Source organism: Novosphingobium sp. (genome assembly GCF_036803765.1).
In the GTDB taxonomy this organism is placed as follows: Bacteria; Pseudomonadota; Alphaproteobacteria; order Sphingomonadales; family Sphingomonadaceae; genus Novosphingobium.
Genome location: NZ_DAIRTS010000021.1, coordinates 56,260 through 75,205 on the forward strand (window position 1 = coordinate 56,260; position 18,946 = coordinate 75,205).

Below are 18,946 nucleotides of genomic sequence, written 5' to 3' on the forward strand. Positions count from 1 at the left end.
CGGCGCTGCCGTCAGGCCAGCTCGATTTCCGGTTCGGCGCCAGTGGCCGGGTCCAGCTCCGCCATGAAGCGATTGAGCCACCACATCACGTCTTCGCGCAGCAGGCCATCCATCAGCGCCTGCCAGCGCGACTTGCGTTCGGCCAGCGGCATGTCGAGCGCCTGGGCCAGGGCGTCCGCGATTTCCTCGGGGCTATAGGGATTGATCAGCACGGCCTCGGGCATCTGCGCGGCGGCTCCGGCAAAGTGCGAGAGCACCAGTACGCCGGGGTCCTCGGGATCCTGCGCTGCGACGAACTCCTTGGCGACGAGGTTCATCCCGTCGCGCAAGGGCGTGACCAGGCCGACGCGCGCCGCGCGGTAAATCCCCGCCAGCGCATCGCGCGAATAGCCCTTGTTGACGTAGCGCAGCGGCACCCAATCGACGGTCGCGAACTCACCGTTGATTCGCCCCGACAGCGAATCGAGCGAGGCGCGGATCTCCTGGTAGGTCTGCACGCCCTCGCGGCTGGGCGGCGCGATCTGCAGCAGGAACACGTTCTCTGACATGCTCTCGCGCGTTGACAGCAGGCGTTCGTAGCCCAGGAAGCGTTCCTGCAGGCCCTTGGAATAATCGAGCCGGTCAACGCCCACGATCATGCCGCGCCCCGCCGCGCTTTCATGCATCTGCCGGCACATGGTGCGCGCGGTTTTGGTTGTCGCCGTCTCGGCATAGGCCGCCGCGTCGATCCCGATCGGGCAGACCACGGCCTTCAGCGTGCGCCCCTGCCACACGATCGTGCCGTCTTCGTCGATCTGCGCATCCATCTGGGCGCGCACATAATCGAGGAAGCTCTCCTTCCAGTCCTCGGTGTGAAAGCCGACGACGTCGTAAGCGAACATCGATTCCACCAGTTCCTGGTGATTGGGCAGCGACACCATCAGCCGCATCGGCGGCCAGGGAATATGCAGGAAGAAGCCGATCCGATTGGTCACCCCGCGCTCGCGCAGGCGCTGGCCCAGCGGGACGAGATGATAGTCGTGCACCCAGACGAGATCGTCCTCGGTGATCAGCGGCAGCAGCGTATCGGCAAAGCGCGTGTTGACCCGCTCGTACCCGTCGACAAAGCCGCGCTCGAACTCGGCGAGGCTGACGCGATAGTGGAACAGCGGCCAGAGCGTGCGGTTGGCAAAGCCGTCGTAATATTCATGGATGTCCTGCGGCTCGAGATCGACGGTCGCCGTCGTCACGCCGGCCGACTTCTGGAAATTGATGTTGCCGGTATAGGTTTCGGTCTCCTCGCCCGACCAGCCGAACCAGATCCCGTTGCTTTCGCGCAGCACGGCCGACAGCGCCAGGGTGAGACCACCCTGGTTGCCGCTCGCTTCCTCGCTCGGGGGCTGGACGCGGTTCGAGACGACAATCAGGCGCTTCACCGTATGGTACTCCAGGGTTTGCTCAGCAGGCCGGCGCAATTGATCAGGCCGACGAGCGAATAGGTCTGGGGATAATTGCCCCACAATTCCCCGGTGGCGGGGTCGATGTCTTCGGAGAGGAGGCCGGCAGCGGTGCGCCGCGACAGCATTTCCTCGAACAGCTGGCGCCCTTCCTCGGCACGGCCATTGTCGGGCGTCGCCGTGGCGTGGAGCGCCTCGATCAGCCAGAACGTGCAGACGTTGAACGCGGTCTCGGGCAGGCCGAAGTCGTCCTCGCTGGCATAGCGCAGCATGTGGCTGCCCCGGCGCAGGCCCTGCTGGACCGCATCGAGCGTGCCCTGAAAGCGCGGATCGTCGGGCGGCAGGAAGCGCATGTCGAGCAGCTGGATCAGGCTGGCGTCGAGATCGTCGCCGCCGAACGTCGCCGAGAACCGCTGCGTCTCGGGCCGCCAGGCGCGGGCCTCGATCGTGGCGCGAATGGTGTCGGCGCGGTTCTGCCAGAAGTCTGCACGGTCGGGCAGACCGAGTTTGACGGCGATGTTGGCCAGGCGATCGCAGGCCGCCCAGCACATCGCGGCCGAATAGGTGTGGACGTGGGCGCGGGTGCGCAGTTCCCACAAGCCGGCGTCGGCGGTGTCGTGCACCTGGAACGCACGCTCGCCCACGGCCTCGAGTGCCTCGAAGTCGGCGATGCCGGCGCGGCGGTAAAGCCGCTGGTCGAAGAACGCCTGCGTGTTGCACAGCACGATCTGGCCATAGGCATCGTGCTGGATCTGCTCGTAGGCCTGGTTACCGACGCGGACCGGCCCCATGCCGCGATAGCCGGCCAGTGCGCTGGCCTCGCGCTCGGTCAGCACTTCCTCGCCGCCGAGGCCGTAGAGCGGCTGAATATGCCCGCCGCGCGCATTGTCGACGACGTTGCGCAGGTATTCGAGATAGCCCTCCAGCACGTCGAGCGCGCCAAGGCGATTGAGTGCCTGGATCGTGTAATAGGCATCGCGGATCCAGCAGTACCGGTAGTCCCAGTTGCGCTGCGACCCGGCATGTTCGGGGATCGAGGTGGTGAGCGCGGCGACGATCGCGCCGGTTTCCTCGTACTGGCACAGCTTGAGCGAAATGGCAGACCGGATGACCGCGTCCTGCCATTCGTATGGCGTTGCGAGGCCCCGCGTCCAGTGCCGCCACTCGGCGATCGTGCGCGCGAGCATTTCCTCGAGCCCGTGGCGCAGGTCGTCGGTGAAACTTTCATCGGGGCCGAGGAAGAAATGCAGCGTCCGCTCGACGCGGAACGACCGCTCGGCCTCGATCCAGCCGACCGGTGCGTCGGTGGTCAGCCTGAGGGTCAGGTTTTCGAGCAGGAAGCGGATGTGGTGCGAGCCGGTGGTGGTCTCGGGCTTGCCCGCACCCCAATCGGTCGCCGGGCGCAACGCAATGCGGATGCGCGGGCTGCCGGCCAGCCGCCGCACGATGCGCGCGAACGCCACCGGGCGATACATCCGGCCGTTGTTCATGTAGCGCGGGCAGAAGTCGATGACCTCGATCGCGCCGCCATGGGCATCGGTATGCTGGGTCACCAGGACCGGCGTATTGCGGATGTAGTGCTGGCTGGTGGCGACCGTATCCTCGAGCGTGATCGCCCAGAAACCGTGCGCCGCGTCGTCGCCCTGCGCCTTGTCGTCGAGCAGGGCGCAGAACGTCGGGTCACCGTCGAGGCGCGGCACGCAGCCCCAGACCAGGCTGCCGCTGCGGTCGATCAGTCCGGCTACCTGGCAGTTGCCGATCGGCCAAAGATCGACGCTGGCGGTCATTGCCCTTCCCCAGCCCGATCCACCCCGGCAATGTCCGCGCCGGCAACTTCGCCGCGCAGGTAGGCGAGGAGTGCCGCCACGTTCGGAAGCGCGAGGTCGGCGGCGGTGGCGCTGCCGTCGAAGGCGCGGGGGCCGATGAGCACGCCATAGCCGCCCAGCGCCCGCGCCGCGGCGAACCCGGCTTCGTCGGTCAGGTCGTCGCCGAAATAGACCGGATGCGTGCCGACCATGCCCCGGCGCGCCATCAAACGGCGCACGGCCTGCCCCTTGTCGCCGCCCGGGAGACGCAGTTCGACCACGTCCTTGCCGTGCTGCAGACGCAGCGCATGGATGCGCGACAGCTTCGCCGCGAGGGCTTCCGCCACGTCGCGCGCGGCCGGGTTGGCGCGCCAGTGGATCGCGACGCCAAACGACTTTTCCTCGACCAGCACGCCCGGCCATTCCTTGGCCAGCTCCGACAGCCGCAGCGCCACCTCATCGAGCGAGGCCGGCCGCTCGGGCCGGGCCAGGATCGTGTTGTAGCGGGTTTCGAGACCATGGCTGCCGGTCACGGGCACGCGCTGCGCGATTGGCCCGAGAATGGCGTCGATCTGCTCCAGCGAACGTCCGCTGACGATGGACAGACGGCCATCGAGGTGCGTGTAAAGCGCGTCGAGCAACATGCGCGTGGGGGCGTCCGCGATCACGGCGGCGGGGTCGTCGGTCAGGTCGATAAGGGTGCCGTCGATGTCGAGGAACACCGTCGCCCCATCCAGCAGATGCGGCTGGGGAGCAGGCAGAAGGGCGGGCTGGCAGGCTGCGACAGAAATGGGATTTGCTCCAAGGGGAGAGGGGGGCACATCAACCTAACCCCCCCGCCCCGCTGCGGTTCCCCGTTGCGAAAGCCTTTGCCCGACAGGACTTATCCGGTGCCCGACGCCCGCCCGGCAGCCTTATCCGGCGTCGTGATCGTCGGCGTCGATCCACACGACATGCGAATCGATTTCCAGCTTCAGGATCGCCCGCAGCGCCAGCATCCGTGCGGTAATCTCTTCGCGTCGCGCGTCGGTTGCCTGCCGCTGCGCATAGAGAAGATCGGTCAGGTCGATGGCGCCCAGGCGATTGCCCGCCTGCGTGCGCTGCGCCACGGCTTCGGCCGCGCGCGCCGCGTCGTCGAGCGATTGCCAGCCGGCCAGCCGGCTCTCGGCAACCGCCTGGTCTGCGGCGGCCGTCGCCCGCACCGAGCGCTGCATCACCGCCAGTTCCTGCGTCGCGGCACGGGCGTTGGCCTCAGCTTCCTGCGCCTGATAGCGGCGATAGCCACCCCCCAGCGGCATCGTCGCGACCACGCCGAGGCCGCGTTCCATGCCGCCGCGCTCGCTGAAGGCGCGCACGCCCACCGAAGGATCGGGCGTGCGCTCGGCGGCGGCGCGATCCGCCAGAAAGCCCTGCCGGTCGGCCTCGGCCTGCGCCGCGCCGATCTCGTGGCTGCGATCGATGACCAGTTGCGACAGCGCGGCAAATCCCATCGCGGGCGCGGCAGGCAGGGTCGGCGCGGGCGGCGCATCGGGCAGCGCCAGCGAAGGGAACGTCGCACCGAGCCGGGCGCGCGCTTCGGCCGCGCGGGCCTGGGCATCCGCCAACTGGCCCCGTGCGCGGGCCAAGGCCGCGCTCGCCTGGTCGACATCGAGCGCGGCGGCATCGCGCAGCGCGGCGCGGCGGCGCACGGCATCGAGCGCGCGCTGCAGGTTGGCGACGCTCAACGCGTCGTTTGCGGCGAGCGCGCCGGCCTCGACCCAGTCGAACCACAGCTGCGACAGCGTGAGCGCCGCCTGGTGGCGGGCATCGGCCATCATGTTCTGCGCAAAGGTCACGCCGGCGGCGCCGGTCTTGCGGTCCAGCCGTGCCTTGCCCGGCAGGCGGATCGGGCGCGTCAGCGTGGCGTCGAATTCGGCGAAGTCGCCCTCGCGATCGACGCTGCGGCGCAGCGCCGTGGCCGAAACCGAGAATTCCTGCGTCCCTCGCGCCAGCGCGCCGGCCTGCGCGCGGGCGGCATCGACCTTGGCCGCACCCGACAGCACGCCGGGATAGCTGTCAAGCGCCTCGCTCACGGCGGCGGGCGGCGGCAGGTCGGGGCGCAAGTCGAGCGCGGGGGCACCTTGCGCCGCGGCGCCGGCCGGGGCCGCCAGCAGAAGCGCGGCGATCACCGCCTTGTCGAAACGGCCCCTCATGCGATGCGCCCCCGTGCGAGGATGGGGCAGGTGTGCCATCGTACCGGCCCGTCGCGCCGCAGGCCCTTGACGAGGGCCAGCGCCTCGGCTTCCCGTGTTTGCGGCACGATCAGCTCGATCGCGCGGCGCTCGAGCCTGGCGGTCACGCGCTCGGCGGTGGTGGCGTCGCTGAAGTCGGACCCCAGCACGCGTTCCTCGCGCAGGTGGACCGGCACCGCGAAGGCTGCGCGCAGCGCATCGCCGATCGCTTCGGCATCGGCGGCGGCGCAATGCAGGGTGAGCAGCAGGTCAGCCATCGGCACGTTCCTCGCGGCTTTCGCCAAAGCGTTCATAGAGCAACGGCAGCAAGACCAGCGTCAGCAGGGTCGAGCTGACGAGGCCGCCGATCACCACGATGGCCAGCGGCTGCTGGATCTCCGACCCCGGCCCCGTCGCAAAGAGCAGCGGAACGAGGCCGAACGCGGTGATGCTCGCGGTCATCAGCACGGGCCGCAGGCGGCGCTCGGCGCCCAGCCGCACCGCCTCTGCCATCCCGAGCCCTTCGCTGCGCAGCTGGCGGAAGTACGAGACCAGCACCAGCCCGTTGAGCACCGCGATGCCGAGCAGCGCGATGAAACCGACCGAGGCGGGCACCGACAGGTACTGCCCCGCCGCCCACAGCGCGACGATGCCACCCACCATGGCGAAGGGAATATTGACGAGGATCAGCAGCGAGGCGCGCAGCGAGCGCAGCGTCGCCAGCAGGACCAGGAAGATCAGCACCAGCGCTGCGGGCACCACCAGCGCCAGCCGGGCGGCCGCGCGCTGCTGGTTCTCGAACTGGCCGCCCCAGACCATGCGGTATCCCGCCGGCAGCGGTACTTGCGCCTCTACCGTGGCCTTGGCCTCCTCGACATAGCCGACGAGATCGCGGCCCGAGACGAAGGCCTGCACCAGCGCATAGCGCGAGCCGTTCTCGTGGTCGATCTTCACCGGCCCCGCGACCGGGCGGATCTGCGCGACGTCGCTCAGCCTGACGGACTGCCCGTCCGCGCCGCGCAGCACCGTCCCGGTCAGCAGCGCGGTGCTGCGCTCGACGGATTCGGCCCCGCGCAGCACGATCGGGATGCGGCGGTTGCCCTCGGCGACGATCCCGGCGCGCGTGCCTTCGAGTTGGCTGCGCAGCGCATCCTCGATCGTGCTCACCGCCAGCCCGGCGCGGCCCGCGGCCAGCCGGTCGATGTCGATCTGGAGGTAATCGACGCGATCGTTGGCGACGGTCATGACCTCGCTCGCGCCGCGCGTCTTGCGCAGGATCGCCTCGACCTTGCCCGCGAGCGCGCCCAGCTTCTGCCCGTCGGGTCCGAAGATCTTGACCGCGAGATCCCCGCGCGAGCCGGTCAGCATTTCGGACACACGCATCTCGATCGGCTGGGTGAAGCTGGCATCGATGCCCGGCAGCAGCGCCATGGCCTTGCGCATCTCCTCGATGACCCACTCCTTGCTGCCGCGCCATTCGCCCTGCGGCTTGAGCGTGACGAAGGTATCGGTCTCGTTCAGGCCCATGGGATCGAGACCCAGCTCGTCCGCCCCCACGCGCGAGACGACGCGGTCGACCTCGGGCACGCGGGCCTTGAGCACGCGCTGCGCCGCGCCATCGCCTGCGACCGAATGCGCAAGGCCGATCGACGGGCTCTTCACCAGCTGGACGATGACGCTGCCCTCGTCCATCTGCGGCATGAACGTCTTGCCCACCGCGCCGTAGGCGACGACCGCGGCGACCAACCCCACGCCCGCCAGGCCGTAGACCAGCGGCTGGCGGGCGAAGGCGCCCTGCAGCACGCGGCGATAGCGCGGTGTCAGCCAGCGCATGATGCGCGGGTCGGCATGGGCGCCGGCCTTCAGGCCGAGCGAGGCGAGCACCGGCACCAGCGTCAGCGCAAGGAGCAATGCGGCCGCCAGCGCGAACATGATGGTCAGCGCGACGGGGGCGAACAGCTTGCCCTCCAGCCCTTCGAGCGAGACCAGCGGCAGGAACACCAGCGCGATGATGAGCAGGCCCGCGGAAACCGGGACGATCACGTCGCTGGTCGCGCGGAAAACGTGGTTCAGCCGCGGCGTCGAATCACTGTCCTTCACATGGGCGAGCCGTTCGACCACGTTCTCGACCACGACCACCGCACCGTCGACCAGCATGCCGATAGCGATGGCAAGGCCGCCCAGGCTCATCAGGTTGGCGGTCAGCCCCCAGGCGCGCATCAGGATGAAGCAGATGAGCGCGGCCATCGGCAGTGTCGTCGCCACGATCGCGGCGGCGCGCCAGTCGCCCAGGAACAGCATCAGCAGCACGACGACCAGCAAGGTCGCCTCGAGCAGCGCTTCCTCCACCGTGCCCACGGCGCGGCCGATCAGGTCGGAGCGGTCGTAGAACACGTCGATCTTCATGCCGGGCGGCAGGCTGTGCTGCAGTTCGGCAAGCCGGGTCTTGACGCCGGCGACCACCTGACGCGCGTCAGCACCGCGAAGCGCGATGACCAGGCCCTCGACCGTCTCGCCGCGCCCGTCGCTGCTGACCGCGCCATATCGGGTAAGGCTGCCGGTGGCGACCGTCGCCACGTCACCCAGCCGCAGCACGCGCCCGCCGCTGGCGTGGAGGACCACGGCGCGCAAATCGTCGAGCGTCTGGATCGCGCCCACCGCACGCACGATCAGCGCGTTCTCGCCATTGGCGAGGCGCCCGGCGCCATCATTGCGGTTGCCGGATTCGACCGCAGCCTTGACGTCGTCGAGCGTCAGCCCGGCAGCCCCCAGCGCAACCGGATCAGGCCGGACCTCGAAGGTGCGGACATAACCGCCCAGCGCGTTGACGTCGGCGACGCCGGGCACGGTGCGCAGCGCGGGCCGGATCGTCCAGTCGAGCGCGGTGCGCCGTTCTTCCAGGCTCTGCGGCCCGTCGATGGTGAACATGAACAGTTCGGACAAGGGCGTCGAGATCGGCGCCAGCCCGCCACCCACGCCGGCCGGCAGGTCGCCCATCACGCCCGCCAGGCGCTCGCTGACCTGCTGGCGCGCCCAATAGATGTCGGTGCCGTCGACGAAGTCGATGGTGATGTCGGCGATGGCGTATTTTGCGGTGGCGCGCAGCACCGCCTGTCGCGGCAGGCCGAGCATCTCCTGCTCGATCGGCGCAAGGATGCGCGTCTCGACCTCGTCCGGGGTCATGCCCGGCGCCTTGAGGATGATCTTGACCTGCGTCGGCGCGATGTCGGGATAGGCGTCGATCGGCAGGTTGGCGAAAGTCCAGCCGCCGATCCCGGCCACGATCAGCGCGGCAGCGAGCACCAGCAGGCGATAGGACAGCGCCTTGGCGAGGAGTTGGCGGAGCATCGGCGCGCGGGTCAGTTCGCGGCCGCGAGCGCGGCCAGCTCGCTGACGCCGGTCACCACCACGCGCTCGCCCGCGGCAAGGCCGCCGCTGATGACGACGCTGTCGGCGCTGGCCCCGCCCACGGTCACGCGGCGGATGCGGACACCGCCGCGCGCCGCGACGAACACCGCCTTGGCCCCGTTGACGTCGGCCAGGGCCGTGGCAGGAACGCGCACGGCTCCGGCCGGCGCCGCGCCTTCGATCACAATCGTGGTGGCTCCACCCGCCACGGCGCTGCCCGCGGGGATCGTCGCCGTCACCGTGGCCGAGCGCGTCGCGGGATCGAGCGACTGCCCGACCGCACCGACTGTGCCGGTCGTGCTGCCGATCCGCACCGCCATGCCGGGCTTGACCTTGCCGATCAGTGCCTCGGGCAATTGCGCGGTGACCTGGAGCGGACCGCCGCCATCGATGACGAAGGGGGCCATCGTCGTATCGACGGCCTTGCCGGTCTCGGCCGCCATCGCGCTGATCCGCCCGGCGATCGGCGCGGTCAGGGTATAGCCCGTGCCGCCCGCACGCCCACCGGGGACCAGCCCGATCAGGCGGCTCTGTTCGCCGACGTCGATATCGCTCTGCTGCGCGGTCGCGCGGGCCTCATCGGCGCGCGCGGGGGCGATGATGCCCTCGCGCGCCAACTGGCCGAGTCGCGCCGCCTGCGCGCGCGCCACGCGCTGCCGGGCCTGCGCGCGCGCCAGTTCGGCGGTCAGGCCGACCATGTCACGGCTGGCGACGGTCGCCAGCGGCTGCCCGGCGCGCACGTCCTGCCCATTGACCACGAAGATGCGGGTTATGACGCCGGGGTACTGCGCCGCCACGGCCACGCGGGCATTGGGCTGAGGCAGGATCTGCGCGGGCAGTTCGGCGACGGGGATCGTCGTCGATGCCGCCGCCGGGGTGAAGGACAGGCCCATCGCGCGGATCTGGTCGTTGGACAGCGCGATCACGCCGTCGCTGCCCGCAGCGGGCGCCGCCGGGGTATCGGACGGAGACGGCGCGGCAGGGCCGGAAGCCCCGGCCATCCACCACCAGGCGCCGCCTGCGAGTGCCAGTGCGGCGACGCCGCCGATCGTCCAAGCCCGTTTCGTCATGAATACGGCCTTAAGTCGCAACCCTGACATTACCCTGACGCGGGGGCCGCCGGAAAATGAAGCACGATCTCATGCGTTTCCGGGCTGGCCGAGAGACGCCCGCCATGCGCGCGCATGATCCGCTCGACGATGGCGAGGCCCAGCCCCGCCCCGTCGCGGCTGGCATGATCGGCGCGGCGATGGCGTTCGACCAGCGCCAGCAACTCGTCGGGCGCCAGGCCCGGACCTTCGTCGCGCACCGCCAGCAGCACCTCCCCGCCACCCTCCGATGGCGCCGTCCGCACCGTCACCGTGCCATGCGGCGGGGTCACCCGCAGCGCATTCTCGATGAGGTTGCGCAGCGCCGCGGCGATCGCCTCGCGGCGCCCATGGATGAGGAGCGGCACGTCGCCCTCGAGCGCAAGCCGCCGTTCCTGGTCGAGCGCGATCGGCGCCAGTTGCGCAATGACTTCGGCCGCGATGTCCCCCAGGTCGAGCCGCGCCGGCGGCACGTGCGCGGTGCGGTCCGCGTCGACCTGCGCCAGCAGCATGAGCTGGTCGATCAGGCGCCGCATCTGCGCGACATCGCCGCGCATCCGCTCGGCCTCGGGATAGTCCAGCCGGTCGAGTTCGAGCGACAGCAGCGTCAGCGGCGTGCGCAGCTCGTGCGCGATGTCGGCGGCGAAGGCCTCGTGCAGCGCGGCGGCATGGTCCACCCGGCCGAGCACGCGATTGATCGCCTCGGCGAACGGCCGGGCCTCGACCGGGAAGTGCGTGATATCGACCCGCACCCCGCGCGTTTCATTGGCACGCGCGTCGATCTGGCGCGCGGCGGCAATCAGCGGCTTGACCCCGCTCTTGATCGCCCAGCGCCCGGCCAGTGCCATCGGCAGGATCAGCACGGCCATGGGCAGCAGGACATGCTCGCTCAATTCATGCAGCGCCTGGACCAGCGCGTCGTGGTTCGACAAGTTGCTGAACGAGATGCGGTATTCGATGCCGATGACGATCAGCAGCAGGACCGCGCCGATCCCGCCGACGAGCGCGAGGCTGTTGGTCAGGCGGCCGGTGATCGAGGGTGGCCGGCTCATGCCGCGCGGGCCCGCGCCATGTAGCCGACGCCGCGAATCGTGTGCAGCTCGACCGCCGCGCCCGCCTCGTCCAGCTTGCGCCGCAAGCGCGAGACGACGGCCTCGACGGCATTGGGCGTCACGGCTTCGTCGAACGTGTAGAGACTGTTCTCGATCGCCGCGCGGCGCACCACTTGCCCGGCGCGGCGCAGCAGCAGCTCGATCAGCGCCGCCTCGCGCCGCGTCAGCTCCAGCGCCACCTTGTCTACCTGCACGCTCTGCCCGGCCGGATCATAGACCAGATTGGCCAGCGTCAGGACCGCGTCGTGGCGCTCGCCGGGCCGGCGCAGCAGCGCGCGCAGGCGGGCGGCCAGTTCACGCATCTCGAACGGCTTGGGCAGATAATCGTCCGCGCCCGCATCCAGCCCGCGAATGCGGTCCTCGAGTGCATCGCGCGCGGTCAGCACCAGGACCGGCGGCAACGCTCCGGCGCGCTGGCGCAGCCAGTCGACGCCATCGCCATCGGGCAGGCCGAGATCGAGCACCAGTCCATCGAATTGCGCCGCGTGCAGGGCATCGTCCGCCGCGCCGAGCGACAGGACACAGTCGCAGACATGGCCCTGTGCCGTCAGCCCGTCGGCGATCAGGCGGGCCAGCCGCTCGTTGTCTTCCACCACCAGGATACGCGCCATGATGTCCCTGCATCCGCCCTGGCGCCGCGTTTAGCAAGAATGACTGACGGGAGACTGACGCGCCGGCCGGTCTCGGGCGCCAATCGACCTCAGGCAGCCGCCACCCCGGGAACGGGGAGCGCAGGCTCGATCCGGTTGCGGCCCTTTGCCTTGGCCCGGTACAGCGCCGCATCGGCCTCTGCGAGCAGGGCAGCGACCGCGCTTTCGCCCGATGGCAGCGTTCCGGGCGGGCCGAAGCGCTCCGCCATGCCGACGCTGACCGTCGCGCTGACGGCCACGCCGCTGCGGCTGAGGACTGCGCTGTCGGCGAATTCGGCGATCACCGCATCCCCGATCCGCCGCGCGCCGGCGGCATCGCACCCCGGCAGGAGCGCCACGAATTCCTCGCCGCCGATTCGCGCCAGCAGCGCATTGGCACCGACCGTTTCGCGCAGGATGCGGGCGAAGGAGGCGATGACTTCGTCGCCGGTGGCATGACCAAAGCGGTCGTTGATCGACTTGAAGTGATCGATATCGAAGGCCAGCAGGGCCGCCACGCCCGGCACCAGTGCCAGGGCCGTGCCGCCTTGCGCAAAGAACCAGCGGCGATTGCCAAGGTTGGTCAGGTGATCGGTCTGCGCCAGGCGCACCAGCCCCGCGTCGGCTTCCTCGCGCACCACCGCCAGCATCGCCATCGGCAGGACCACAGAATAGAGCACGCCGGCGTACATCGTGATGGTGCTGCTCGCCGCGACCAGCGCTGGGCCGTAGCGCAGGGCCGCCAAAGGCAGGACCGTGACGCGCAGGGCATAGACCAGGCCGTGGAACGCCAGGACCGCGACGAGCACCTTGCGCGAGCGCAGGTGCCGTAGCGGCGCCGCACGCCAGGCTTCCCAGGCGGTCAGCGCACAGACGATCACGATCGGAACGCCAGAGGCGTAGAGCCACACCGTCTCGGGCCAGCGCGGCCCGGCAAGCGCCCAGACCGCGGCCATGACCACAAGCAACCCCAGCGACAGGGCCCTATGGCGTCGTCCGCCGACGGCGGCCACGCCGTCGAGCACCAGCATGTAGCCGCTCAGGATCACGAGGTTGCTCAGCGCCGCACCGCTGATGCCGGGCATGTACGACCGCGCGGTCGCGACCACGCATCCGGCGGCCAGCACGAGATAGCCGACCGCGCAGGTCTCCAGCGTGCCGCGCCGCTCGGGCCGCGTCTTGCGTTCCCACAGGGTCATGCCCGCGCTGGCAAGGAGCGTGGCGACGATGAACAGATAGATCGTGAAAAGTGCGCCTGTCATCGTCGCTCGTCGGATGCCCCACTCGAAGACATGCACTTAAGGGCAATAGGGAAAACATATCGTTAACCCACATTCACCCTCGAAATCAGCGCGTCGCAGCACCTCCCGGCAGGGGAAACGGCATGTGCCCCTTGGCCCGTGCACGGCCTGCCACCACGTCGAGCAGCGCCGCGTCGCTGGTGCCGAAGTTGACGAGAATCGCCGATGCCACCGGGCGCACCACGGTCAGGTCCGCCGGACGGTCCATCTCGACCGCGAAGATCGCCGGGATGCCGGCCGCCCGGGCCCGGGTCAGCGCACGAACGGGGGCGTCCTCTGCCGTGAAGGCGATTCGCCCCTCATGCTGGCGCGAGCCGAAGAAGTGGTGGGGGTGCAGCACCTCGAACGGAGTCGCGCCGCGCACCAGCGCGACCTCGGCCTTGGCCGGATCGTCGACCACGACATAGCCCGCGCTGCGCGCCGCCGCGGCATCGACGCCCGACAGCCACACCCGCCGACCCGGCTTGACCGGCAGCACATGGCCACGATCGGCGAGCAGCACTTGCGCGGCGCGCTGGGCGGACTCGCCCGCCTGGCGCCACGCCGGTTGCCCGACGATTCGGCCGGCAACCTCGGCATCGACATAAGGGTTGTCGAACAAGCCCATCTCGAACTTCACCCGCAGCAGGCGCCGCACCGAGGCATCGATCCGCGCCTCGGTGAGCAGCCCGGCCTGCACCGCCGCGATGACGGGCGCGGCATCGTCCACCCCGCCGAACTGGTCGATCCCGGCGTTGATGCCCTTGGCGAAACGCTGCGTCGGCGTCAGGTCCTCCACACCCCAGGGCATGGCGATGTGCCAGGGCATCTGCGGGTGGGCGGCATCAGGCGCGCGGCATTCGCGCGGGCAGTCGTTGGTGATGCCCCAGTCCGATACGATCACCCCGCCGAAGCCCTTCTCGCGGCGCAGCAGGTCGGCGAGCAACTGCTTGCTGAAGCCTGCGCCCACCGGCTCGAGCGGCCGGCCGTCGACCTTGGGCCCAGTGACGATCACGTAGGTCGGCATCACGCCCGCGCTGTGCGCGGCCAGCGCGCCGTCGAAGGCGCGCACGTGGGCCTTGAACTGGGTGTCGGTCAACGTCACCTGCTGGCCATAGTAATTGTGGCCATCGAAGCCGCCGGGCTCGGCGCCATAGCCGACCCAGTGCTTGACCACGGTGGCGACGCCGTCGCGTGTCAGGCCGGTCGGGCTGCCCTGGAATCCGACGACATAGGCCCCGGCAAGGCGCGAGATCGTGGCGGGATCGGACCCGAAGGTGGCGGCATAACGCGCCCAGCGCGGCTCCACGCCGACATCGGCCTGGGGCGAGAGTGCCATGGTGATGCCCATGGCGCGATATTCCTGGCGGGCGATGTCGCCGAAGCGACGCACCAGCGCGGGATCGCCCAGCGCGGCAAAGGCCAGCGTGTTGGGCCATTGCGAGATGCCGCCGCCGTTGGTGCTGGCTCCCAGCGTCGATTCGAAATGATGTCGCGGGTCAGTGCTGATGGTGACCGGGATGCCAAGCCGCGACGCCTCGGCGATCTTCTGTACCGCATTGTTTTGCGCGGCGAATTCGGCCGCCGGCATTGTCAGGCGGGTGATGAAGCTGTTGGCATGGCGCTGCATGATCGCGGTGCGCGCGGCACCGAGGTCATAGCCCTTTCTCGAGGCACCCAGCGGCGAGTCGACCGCCGCCAGCGTGCCGTGCACCATCATCCCGGCCTTCTCCTCAAGCGTCATCTGCGCGAGGAGATCGTCGATCCGCTGCTCGACCGGTGCGCCCGGATCCTCGTAGCGGTCCATCCGCCCGTTGTGATTGAGGTCGCGGAACGAAAGGGTGCCGGTCTGTGGTGCTGCCGGCACGGGCGCGGCTGCGGGCAGAACGGTCGCCGAGGCCAGCAGCAGCCCCGCCTTGAAGATCATCTGCCCTGCCCGCATAACGCCTGTCTCCCGGAATGGACCGGGGCGGTCGCCGCCGGAAAAGCGGGATTAGCATTATGATTCATAACCGCAACGCCGAACCGGCGCGCGAGAGAGAGGCCGTCGCCTCCGTCGCTCAACCCCGACGGGCGCGGACCTGCCGCACCCGCCGGAATGGCGTCATTCCCACTCGATCGTGCCGGGCGGCTTCGAGGTATAGTCGTAGACCACGCGGTTGATGCCCTTGACCTCGTTGACGATCCGCGTCGCCACGCGGCTGAGGAAGCCGGCGTCGAAGGGATAGATGTCGGCAGTCATGCCGTCGGTCGAGGTGACGGCCCGCAGCGCGCAGACCGAATCGTAGGTGCGATGGTCACCCATGACGCCCACGGTCTTGACCGGCAGCAGCACGGCAAAGGCCTGCCAGATCGCGTCGTAGAGGCCCGCATTGCGGATTTCCTCGAGGTAGATCGCGTCGGCCTTGCGCAGGATGTCGGCGCGCTCGCGGTTGACCTCGCCGGGGATGCGGATGGCGAGGCCCGGTCCTGGGAACGGGTGCCGGCCGACGAACACGTCGGGCAGGCCCAGCTCGCGGCCCAGCGCGCGCACTTCGTCCTTGAACAGTTCGCGCAAGGGTTCGACGAGCTTCATGTTCATGCGCTCGGGCAAACCGCCGACGTTGTGGTGGCTCTTGATCGTCACCGAAGGACCGCCGGTGAACGAGACGCTCTCGATCACGTCGGGGTAGAGCGTGCCCTGCGCAAGGAAGTCGGCGCCGCCGATCTTGCGTGCCTCGGCCTCGAACACGTCGATGAAGGTCTTGCCGATGAACTTGCGCTTGGCCTCGGGGTCGGTCGTGCCTTCGAGGCCCTTGAGGAACAGCGTGGAGACATCCACGTGCACCAGCGGGATGTGGTAGTGGTTGCGGAACAGCGAGACCACCTGCTCCGCCTCGCCCAGGCGCATCAGCCCGTGGTCGACGAACACGCAGGTCAGCTGGTCGCCGATCGCCTCGTGGATCAGCACCGCCGCCACCGCCGAATCGACGCCGCCGGACAGACCGCAGATCACGCGGGCATCGCCGACCTGCTCGCGGATTTCGGCGATCTTGGTCTTGCGGAATTCGGCCATGGTCCATTCGCCATGGCAGCCGCAGACGTGGCGCACGAAATTGGCGATCAGCTTGCCGCCGTCGGGCGTGTGCACGACCTCGGGGTGGAACTGGGTGCCGTAGTACTTCTTCTCGTCATTGGCGATGACGGCAAAGGGCGCGCCGTCCGAGACCGCGACGATGCGGAAGCCGGGGGCGAATTGCGTGACCTTGTCGCCGTGGCTCATCCACACCTGGTGGCGCTCGCCTTCCTTCCACAACCCGTCGAACAGCACGCAAGGTTCGGTGACGGTGAGGAAGGCGCGGCCGAACTCGCCCGAATCGCCGGATTCGACCGTCCCGCCGAGCTGGTGGCTCATCACCTGCTGGCCATAGCAGATGCCCAGGATCGGCAGGCCGCTGTCGAACAGCACCTGCGGCGCGCGCGGGCTGCCGTCGGCCGGCACGCTGGCGGGCGATCCCGACAGGATGATGCCCTTGGGCTTCATCCGGTGGAACGCGGCCTCGGCCTGCGTGAACGGAGCGATTTCGGAATAGACGCCCGCCTCGCGCACGCGGCGCGCGATCAGCTGCGTCACCTGGCTACCAAAATCGACGATGAGGATCGATTCGGGGGCCGATTCTTCGGGCTGTGTGGTCATGGCTGGCCGATAAGGAAGCGGGCCGGACCTGTCCAGCATTTGCGGCGCATCCCCTATGGTATCGTATGCGCAAGAAAGGTGTTGCAGTGGGGCAACACAAAGCATGCATGCGCATAGCTAATTGCGTTTCATGCAACCGCATGACTCATCAACGCACTTGCAGCAAAAACGCTTGATCCTATGTGAGCACCAGTTCGCAGCTCCGAGCCACACCCTGCCGGCGCGACGAGCGGAGAGGCCCTGCAAGGCAATACAAAAGAACAATACCGTTCACAGGAAAACAGGAGCATACCATGCGCAAGATCGCAACGGTTGTGCTGCCGCTCATCCTCGCCGCTGGTGTCAGCGGCGCGATGTTCACTGCCACGCTCGTCTGAGCGCTGGCGGCAGCCATGACGAATACACGCCGGATCCTCTCAAGCGGCGCTGTCTTCGGATAGAATACTTGTACTGCCCCGGCCATGCCGCTGTCACCGCAGCGATGCAGGCCGGATATCAAGGCGGCCGTCCGGCGGGGCGGCCGTTTTGCGTTTCCGTCAACTGCACCCGGTGTGCCATGTGCGCCACACTTGCCGCAGGGCAAGCCGCTTGGCACCTGCTCATTCCATGACCGTCACTCGCTTTGCTCCCAGCCCCAACGGCGCGCTGCACCTAGGTCATGCTTATGCCGCGATCGTCGCGGCGGATCGCGCCGCGCAGGACGGCGGCACGATGCTGCTGCGGATCGAGGACATCGACGGTCCGCGCAGCCGCCCCGAGCTGGCGGACGAGTTTCGCGCCGACCTCGCCTGGCTCGGCCTGTCATGGCGCGAGGTCGGCGCACAATCCGGCCGGATCGCGGCCTATCGCGCTGCCGCAGCCTCGCTGCGCGCGGACGGGCTGCTCTATCCCTGCAGCTGCACCCGCGCCGAAATCGCCGCCCATGCCACGCAATCCGGCCCCGACGGCCCGATCTATCCCGGCACCTGCCGGCACCGTCCGCCCGCGCCCGATGCGCCGCTGGCCTGGCGGCTCGACATGGCGGCAGCCGTGTCGCGCGCCGGCCCGCTCACATGGTTCGACGAACGGCGCGGTGAGCAACGGGCAGAGCCCGCGATGTTCGGCGACGTGGTGCTGTGGCGCAAGGATGCCCCGGCGTCCTATCACCTGGCGGCGACGCTCGACGATGCGACCGACGGCGTCAGCGTCGTCACGCGCGGGATCGACTTGTTCCGCGCCAGCCACGTCCACCGCCTGCTCCAGGCGCTGCTCGACCTGCCGGTGCCGCGCTGGCACCATCATCCCGTGCTGGTCGGCGCCGACGGGCACAAGCTGGCCAAGCGTCGCGGCTCTGCGGGCCTGGCCGAACGCCGCCGCGCGGGCGAGGACGGCGCGGCGCTGCGCATCGCAATCCAGGCTGGTCTTTTTGACACTGGCGTTTCGCTGGCGGACACCATAGACCTTGCACCATGATCTATGTCCTCGTGCCCGTACTGATCGCCCTCATGGCGCTGACTGTATATTCGCTGGTGCGCGGGATCGTGGCCTTCCTGCGAACAACGCGCGAAGGACTGGAGCGCGGCGACGAGGGCGTGCGCGAGATGCAGCTGCTGCAGAACCGCATGATGTTCAACCGCATCAAGTTCCAGGGCCTGGCCATCGTGGTGGTGGTCATCATGCTGATGGTCGCGGGCAAGAACTGACCGCCCTGCCGGCCGGCGACAACACGATGGTCAAGCTCAACCGCATCTACACCCGCACCGGCGACGACGGCACCACAGGCCTGGTCGACGGCTCGCGCCGCGCCAAGCACGATGCGCGCATGTCTGCGATCGGCGAGGTGGACGAGGCAAACAGCGCGATCGGCCTGGCGACGCTGGCGACCGAAGGCACGATGCTCGACGAGCTTCGCCGTATCCAGAACGACCTGTTCGATCTCGGCGCGGACCTCGCCACCCCCGGCACCGATTTCACGCCCGGCGAGATGACGCTGCGGGTGGTGCCCGCGCAGGTCGACTGGCTTGAGGCCGCGATCGACCGCCACAACGCCGCCCTGCCGCCGCTGACCAGCTTCATCCTGCCCGGCGGCAGCGAGGCTGCAGCGCGCGTCCACCTCGCCCGCGCGATCACGCGACGCGCCGAACGGGCCGCCACGGCGCTGGCCGCGGCCGAGCCGGTGAACCCGGCCGCGCTCGGCTATCTCAACCGGTTGTCGGACTATCTCTTCGTCCTGGCCCGCGCGATCAACGCCGGCAGCGATCCCCTGTGGGTGCCCGGCGCCAGCCGCTGACGCTTCCCACCTTGCCGGGTCTGCGCTAGGCGG

At 69.3% G+C, this 18,946-nt stretch carries 15 protein-coding genes; 3 read left to right on the top strand and 12 right to left on the bottom strand.

Features of this window, described 5'->3' with window-relative positions:
- Positions 1–11: 11 nt before the first annotated feature.
- The 12 genes from V7Q48_RS13870 to guaA all read right to left on the bottom strand — a co-directional run bounded on the left by V7Q48_RS13870 (position 12) and on the right by guaA (position 16,644).
- The gene (locus V7Q48_RS13870; protein ID WP_333838853.1) at positions 12–1,415 is read right to left on the bottom strand and encodes an alpha,alpha-trehalose-phosphate synthase (UDP-forming); all 1,404 of its coding nucleotides are present in this window, start codon (positions 1,413–1,415) and stop codon (positions 12–14) included.
- Complete coding sequence (locus V7Q48_RS13875) at positions 1,412–3,223, bottom strand: glycoside hydrolase family 15 protein (RefSeq protein WP_333838854.1); 1,812 nt, start codon at positions 3,221–3,223, stop codon at positions 1,412–1,414. Before V7Q48_RS13875 ends, V7Q48_RS13870 begins: the two co-directional genes overlap by 4 nt.
- Positions 3,220–3,963, bottom strand: coding sequence for a trehalose-phosphatase (gene otsB, locus V7Q48_RS13880; RefSeq protein ID WP_333838855.1), 744 nt, complete (start codon positions 3,961–3,963; stop codon positions 3,220–3,222). Before otsB ends, V7Q48_RS13875 begins: the two co-directional genes overlap by 4 nt.
- A gap of 192 nt (positions 3,964–4,155) precedes the next feature.
- Entirely contained in the window at positions 4,156–5,433 is a 1,278-nt protein-coding gene (locus V7Q48_RS13885; protein ID WP_333838856.1) for a TolC family protein, read from the bottom strand.
- A complete protein-coding gene (locus V7Q48_RS13890) occupies positions 5,430–5,729 on the bottom strand; it encodes a DUF3240 family protein (RefSeq protein WP_333838857.1) in 300 nt (99 codons plus the stop codon). The genes V7Q48_RS13885 and V7Q48_RS13890 overlap by 4 nt, the downstream gene beginning before the upstream one ends.
- Positions 5,722–8,799 (bottom strand): efflux RND transporter permease subunit, encoded by a 3,078-nt coding sequence (locus V7Q48_RS13895; RefSeq protein ID WP_333838858.1) that lies wholly within the window; start codon positions 8,797–8,799, stop codon positions 5,722–5,724. Before V7Q48_RS13895 ends, V7Q48_RS13890 begins: the two co-directional genes overlap by 8 nt.
- An 11-nt stretch (positions 8,800–8,810) precedes the next feature.
- Positions 8,811–9,929, bottom strand: coding sequence for an efflux RND transporter periplasmic adaptor subunit (locus V7Q48_RS13900; protein WP_333838859.1), 1,119 nt, complete (start codon positions 9,927–9,929; stop codon positions 8,811–8,813).
- Positions 9,930–9,958: 29 nt separating this feature from the next.
- Positions 9,959–10,999 (bottom strand): sensor histidine kinase, encoded by a 1,041-nt coding sequence (locus tag V7Q48_RS13905; protein ID WP_333838860.1) that lies wholly within the window; start codon positions 10,997–10,999, stop codon positions 9,959–9,961.
- On the bottom strand, positions 10,996–11,670 hold the full coding sequence (locus tag V7Q48_RS13910) for a response regulator transcription factor (protein ID WP_333838861.1): 675 nt from the start codon (positions 11,668–11,670) through the stop codon (positions 10,996–10,998). Before V7Q48_RS13910 ends, V7Q48_RS13905 begins: the two co-directional genes overlap by 4 nt.
- 89 nt (positions 11,671–11,759) lie before the next feature.
- Positions 11,760–12,950: a GGDEF domain-containing protein gene (locus tag V7Q48_RS13915; protein ID WP_333838862.1), complete on the bottom strand. Its 1,191-nt coding sequence runs from the start codon at positions 12,948–12,950 to the stop codon at positions 11,760–11,762.
- An 85-nt stretch (positions 12,951–13,035) separates the two neighbouring features.
- Positions 13,036–14,895, bottom strand: coding sequence for a glycoside hydrolase family 3 protein (locus tag V7Q48_RS13920; RefSeq protein WP_333838863.1), 1,860 nt, complete (start codon positions 14,893–14,895; stop codon positions 13,036–13,038).
- Between the two features lie 177 nt (positions 14,896–15,072).
- Positions 15,073–16,644, bottom strand: a complete 1,572-nt coding sequence (guaA, locus tag V7Q48_RS13925; protein ID WP_333838864.1) for a glutamine-hydrolyzing GMP synthase — start codon at positions 16,642–16,644, stop codon at positions 15,073–15,075.
- A gap of 606 nt (positions 16,645–17,250) precedes the next feature.
- On the opposite strand from guaA, the gene gluQRS reads away from it, so the two are divergent.
- From gluQRS to V7Q48_RS13940, 3 genes are read left to right on the top strand one after another with little or no spacing between them, the layout of a single operon-like run.
- Complete coding sequence (gene gluQRS, locus V7Q48_RS13930) at positions 17,251–18,096, top strand: tRNA glutamyl-Q(34) synthetase GluQRS (RefSeq protein WP_333838865.1); 846 nt, start codon at positions 17,251–17,253, stop codon at positions 18,094–18,096.
- Complete coding sequence (locus tag V7Q48_RS13935; RefSeq protein ID WP_333838866.1) at positions 18,093–18,326, top strand: hypothetical protein; 234 nt, start codon at positions 18,093–18,095, stop codon at positions 18,324–18,326. The genes gluQRS and V7Q48_RS13935 overlap by 4 nt, the downstream gene beginning before the upstream one ends.
- A gap of 26 nt (positions 18,327–18,352) precedes the next feature.
- Entirely contained in the window at positions 18,353–18,913 is a 561-nt protein-coding gene (locus tag V7Q48_RS13940; protein ID WP_333838867.1) for a cob(I)yrinic acid a,c-diamide adenosyltransferase, read from the top strand.
- Positions 18,914–18,946 lie beyond the last annotated feature (33 nt).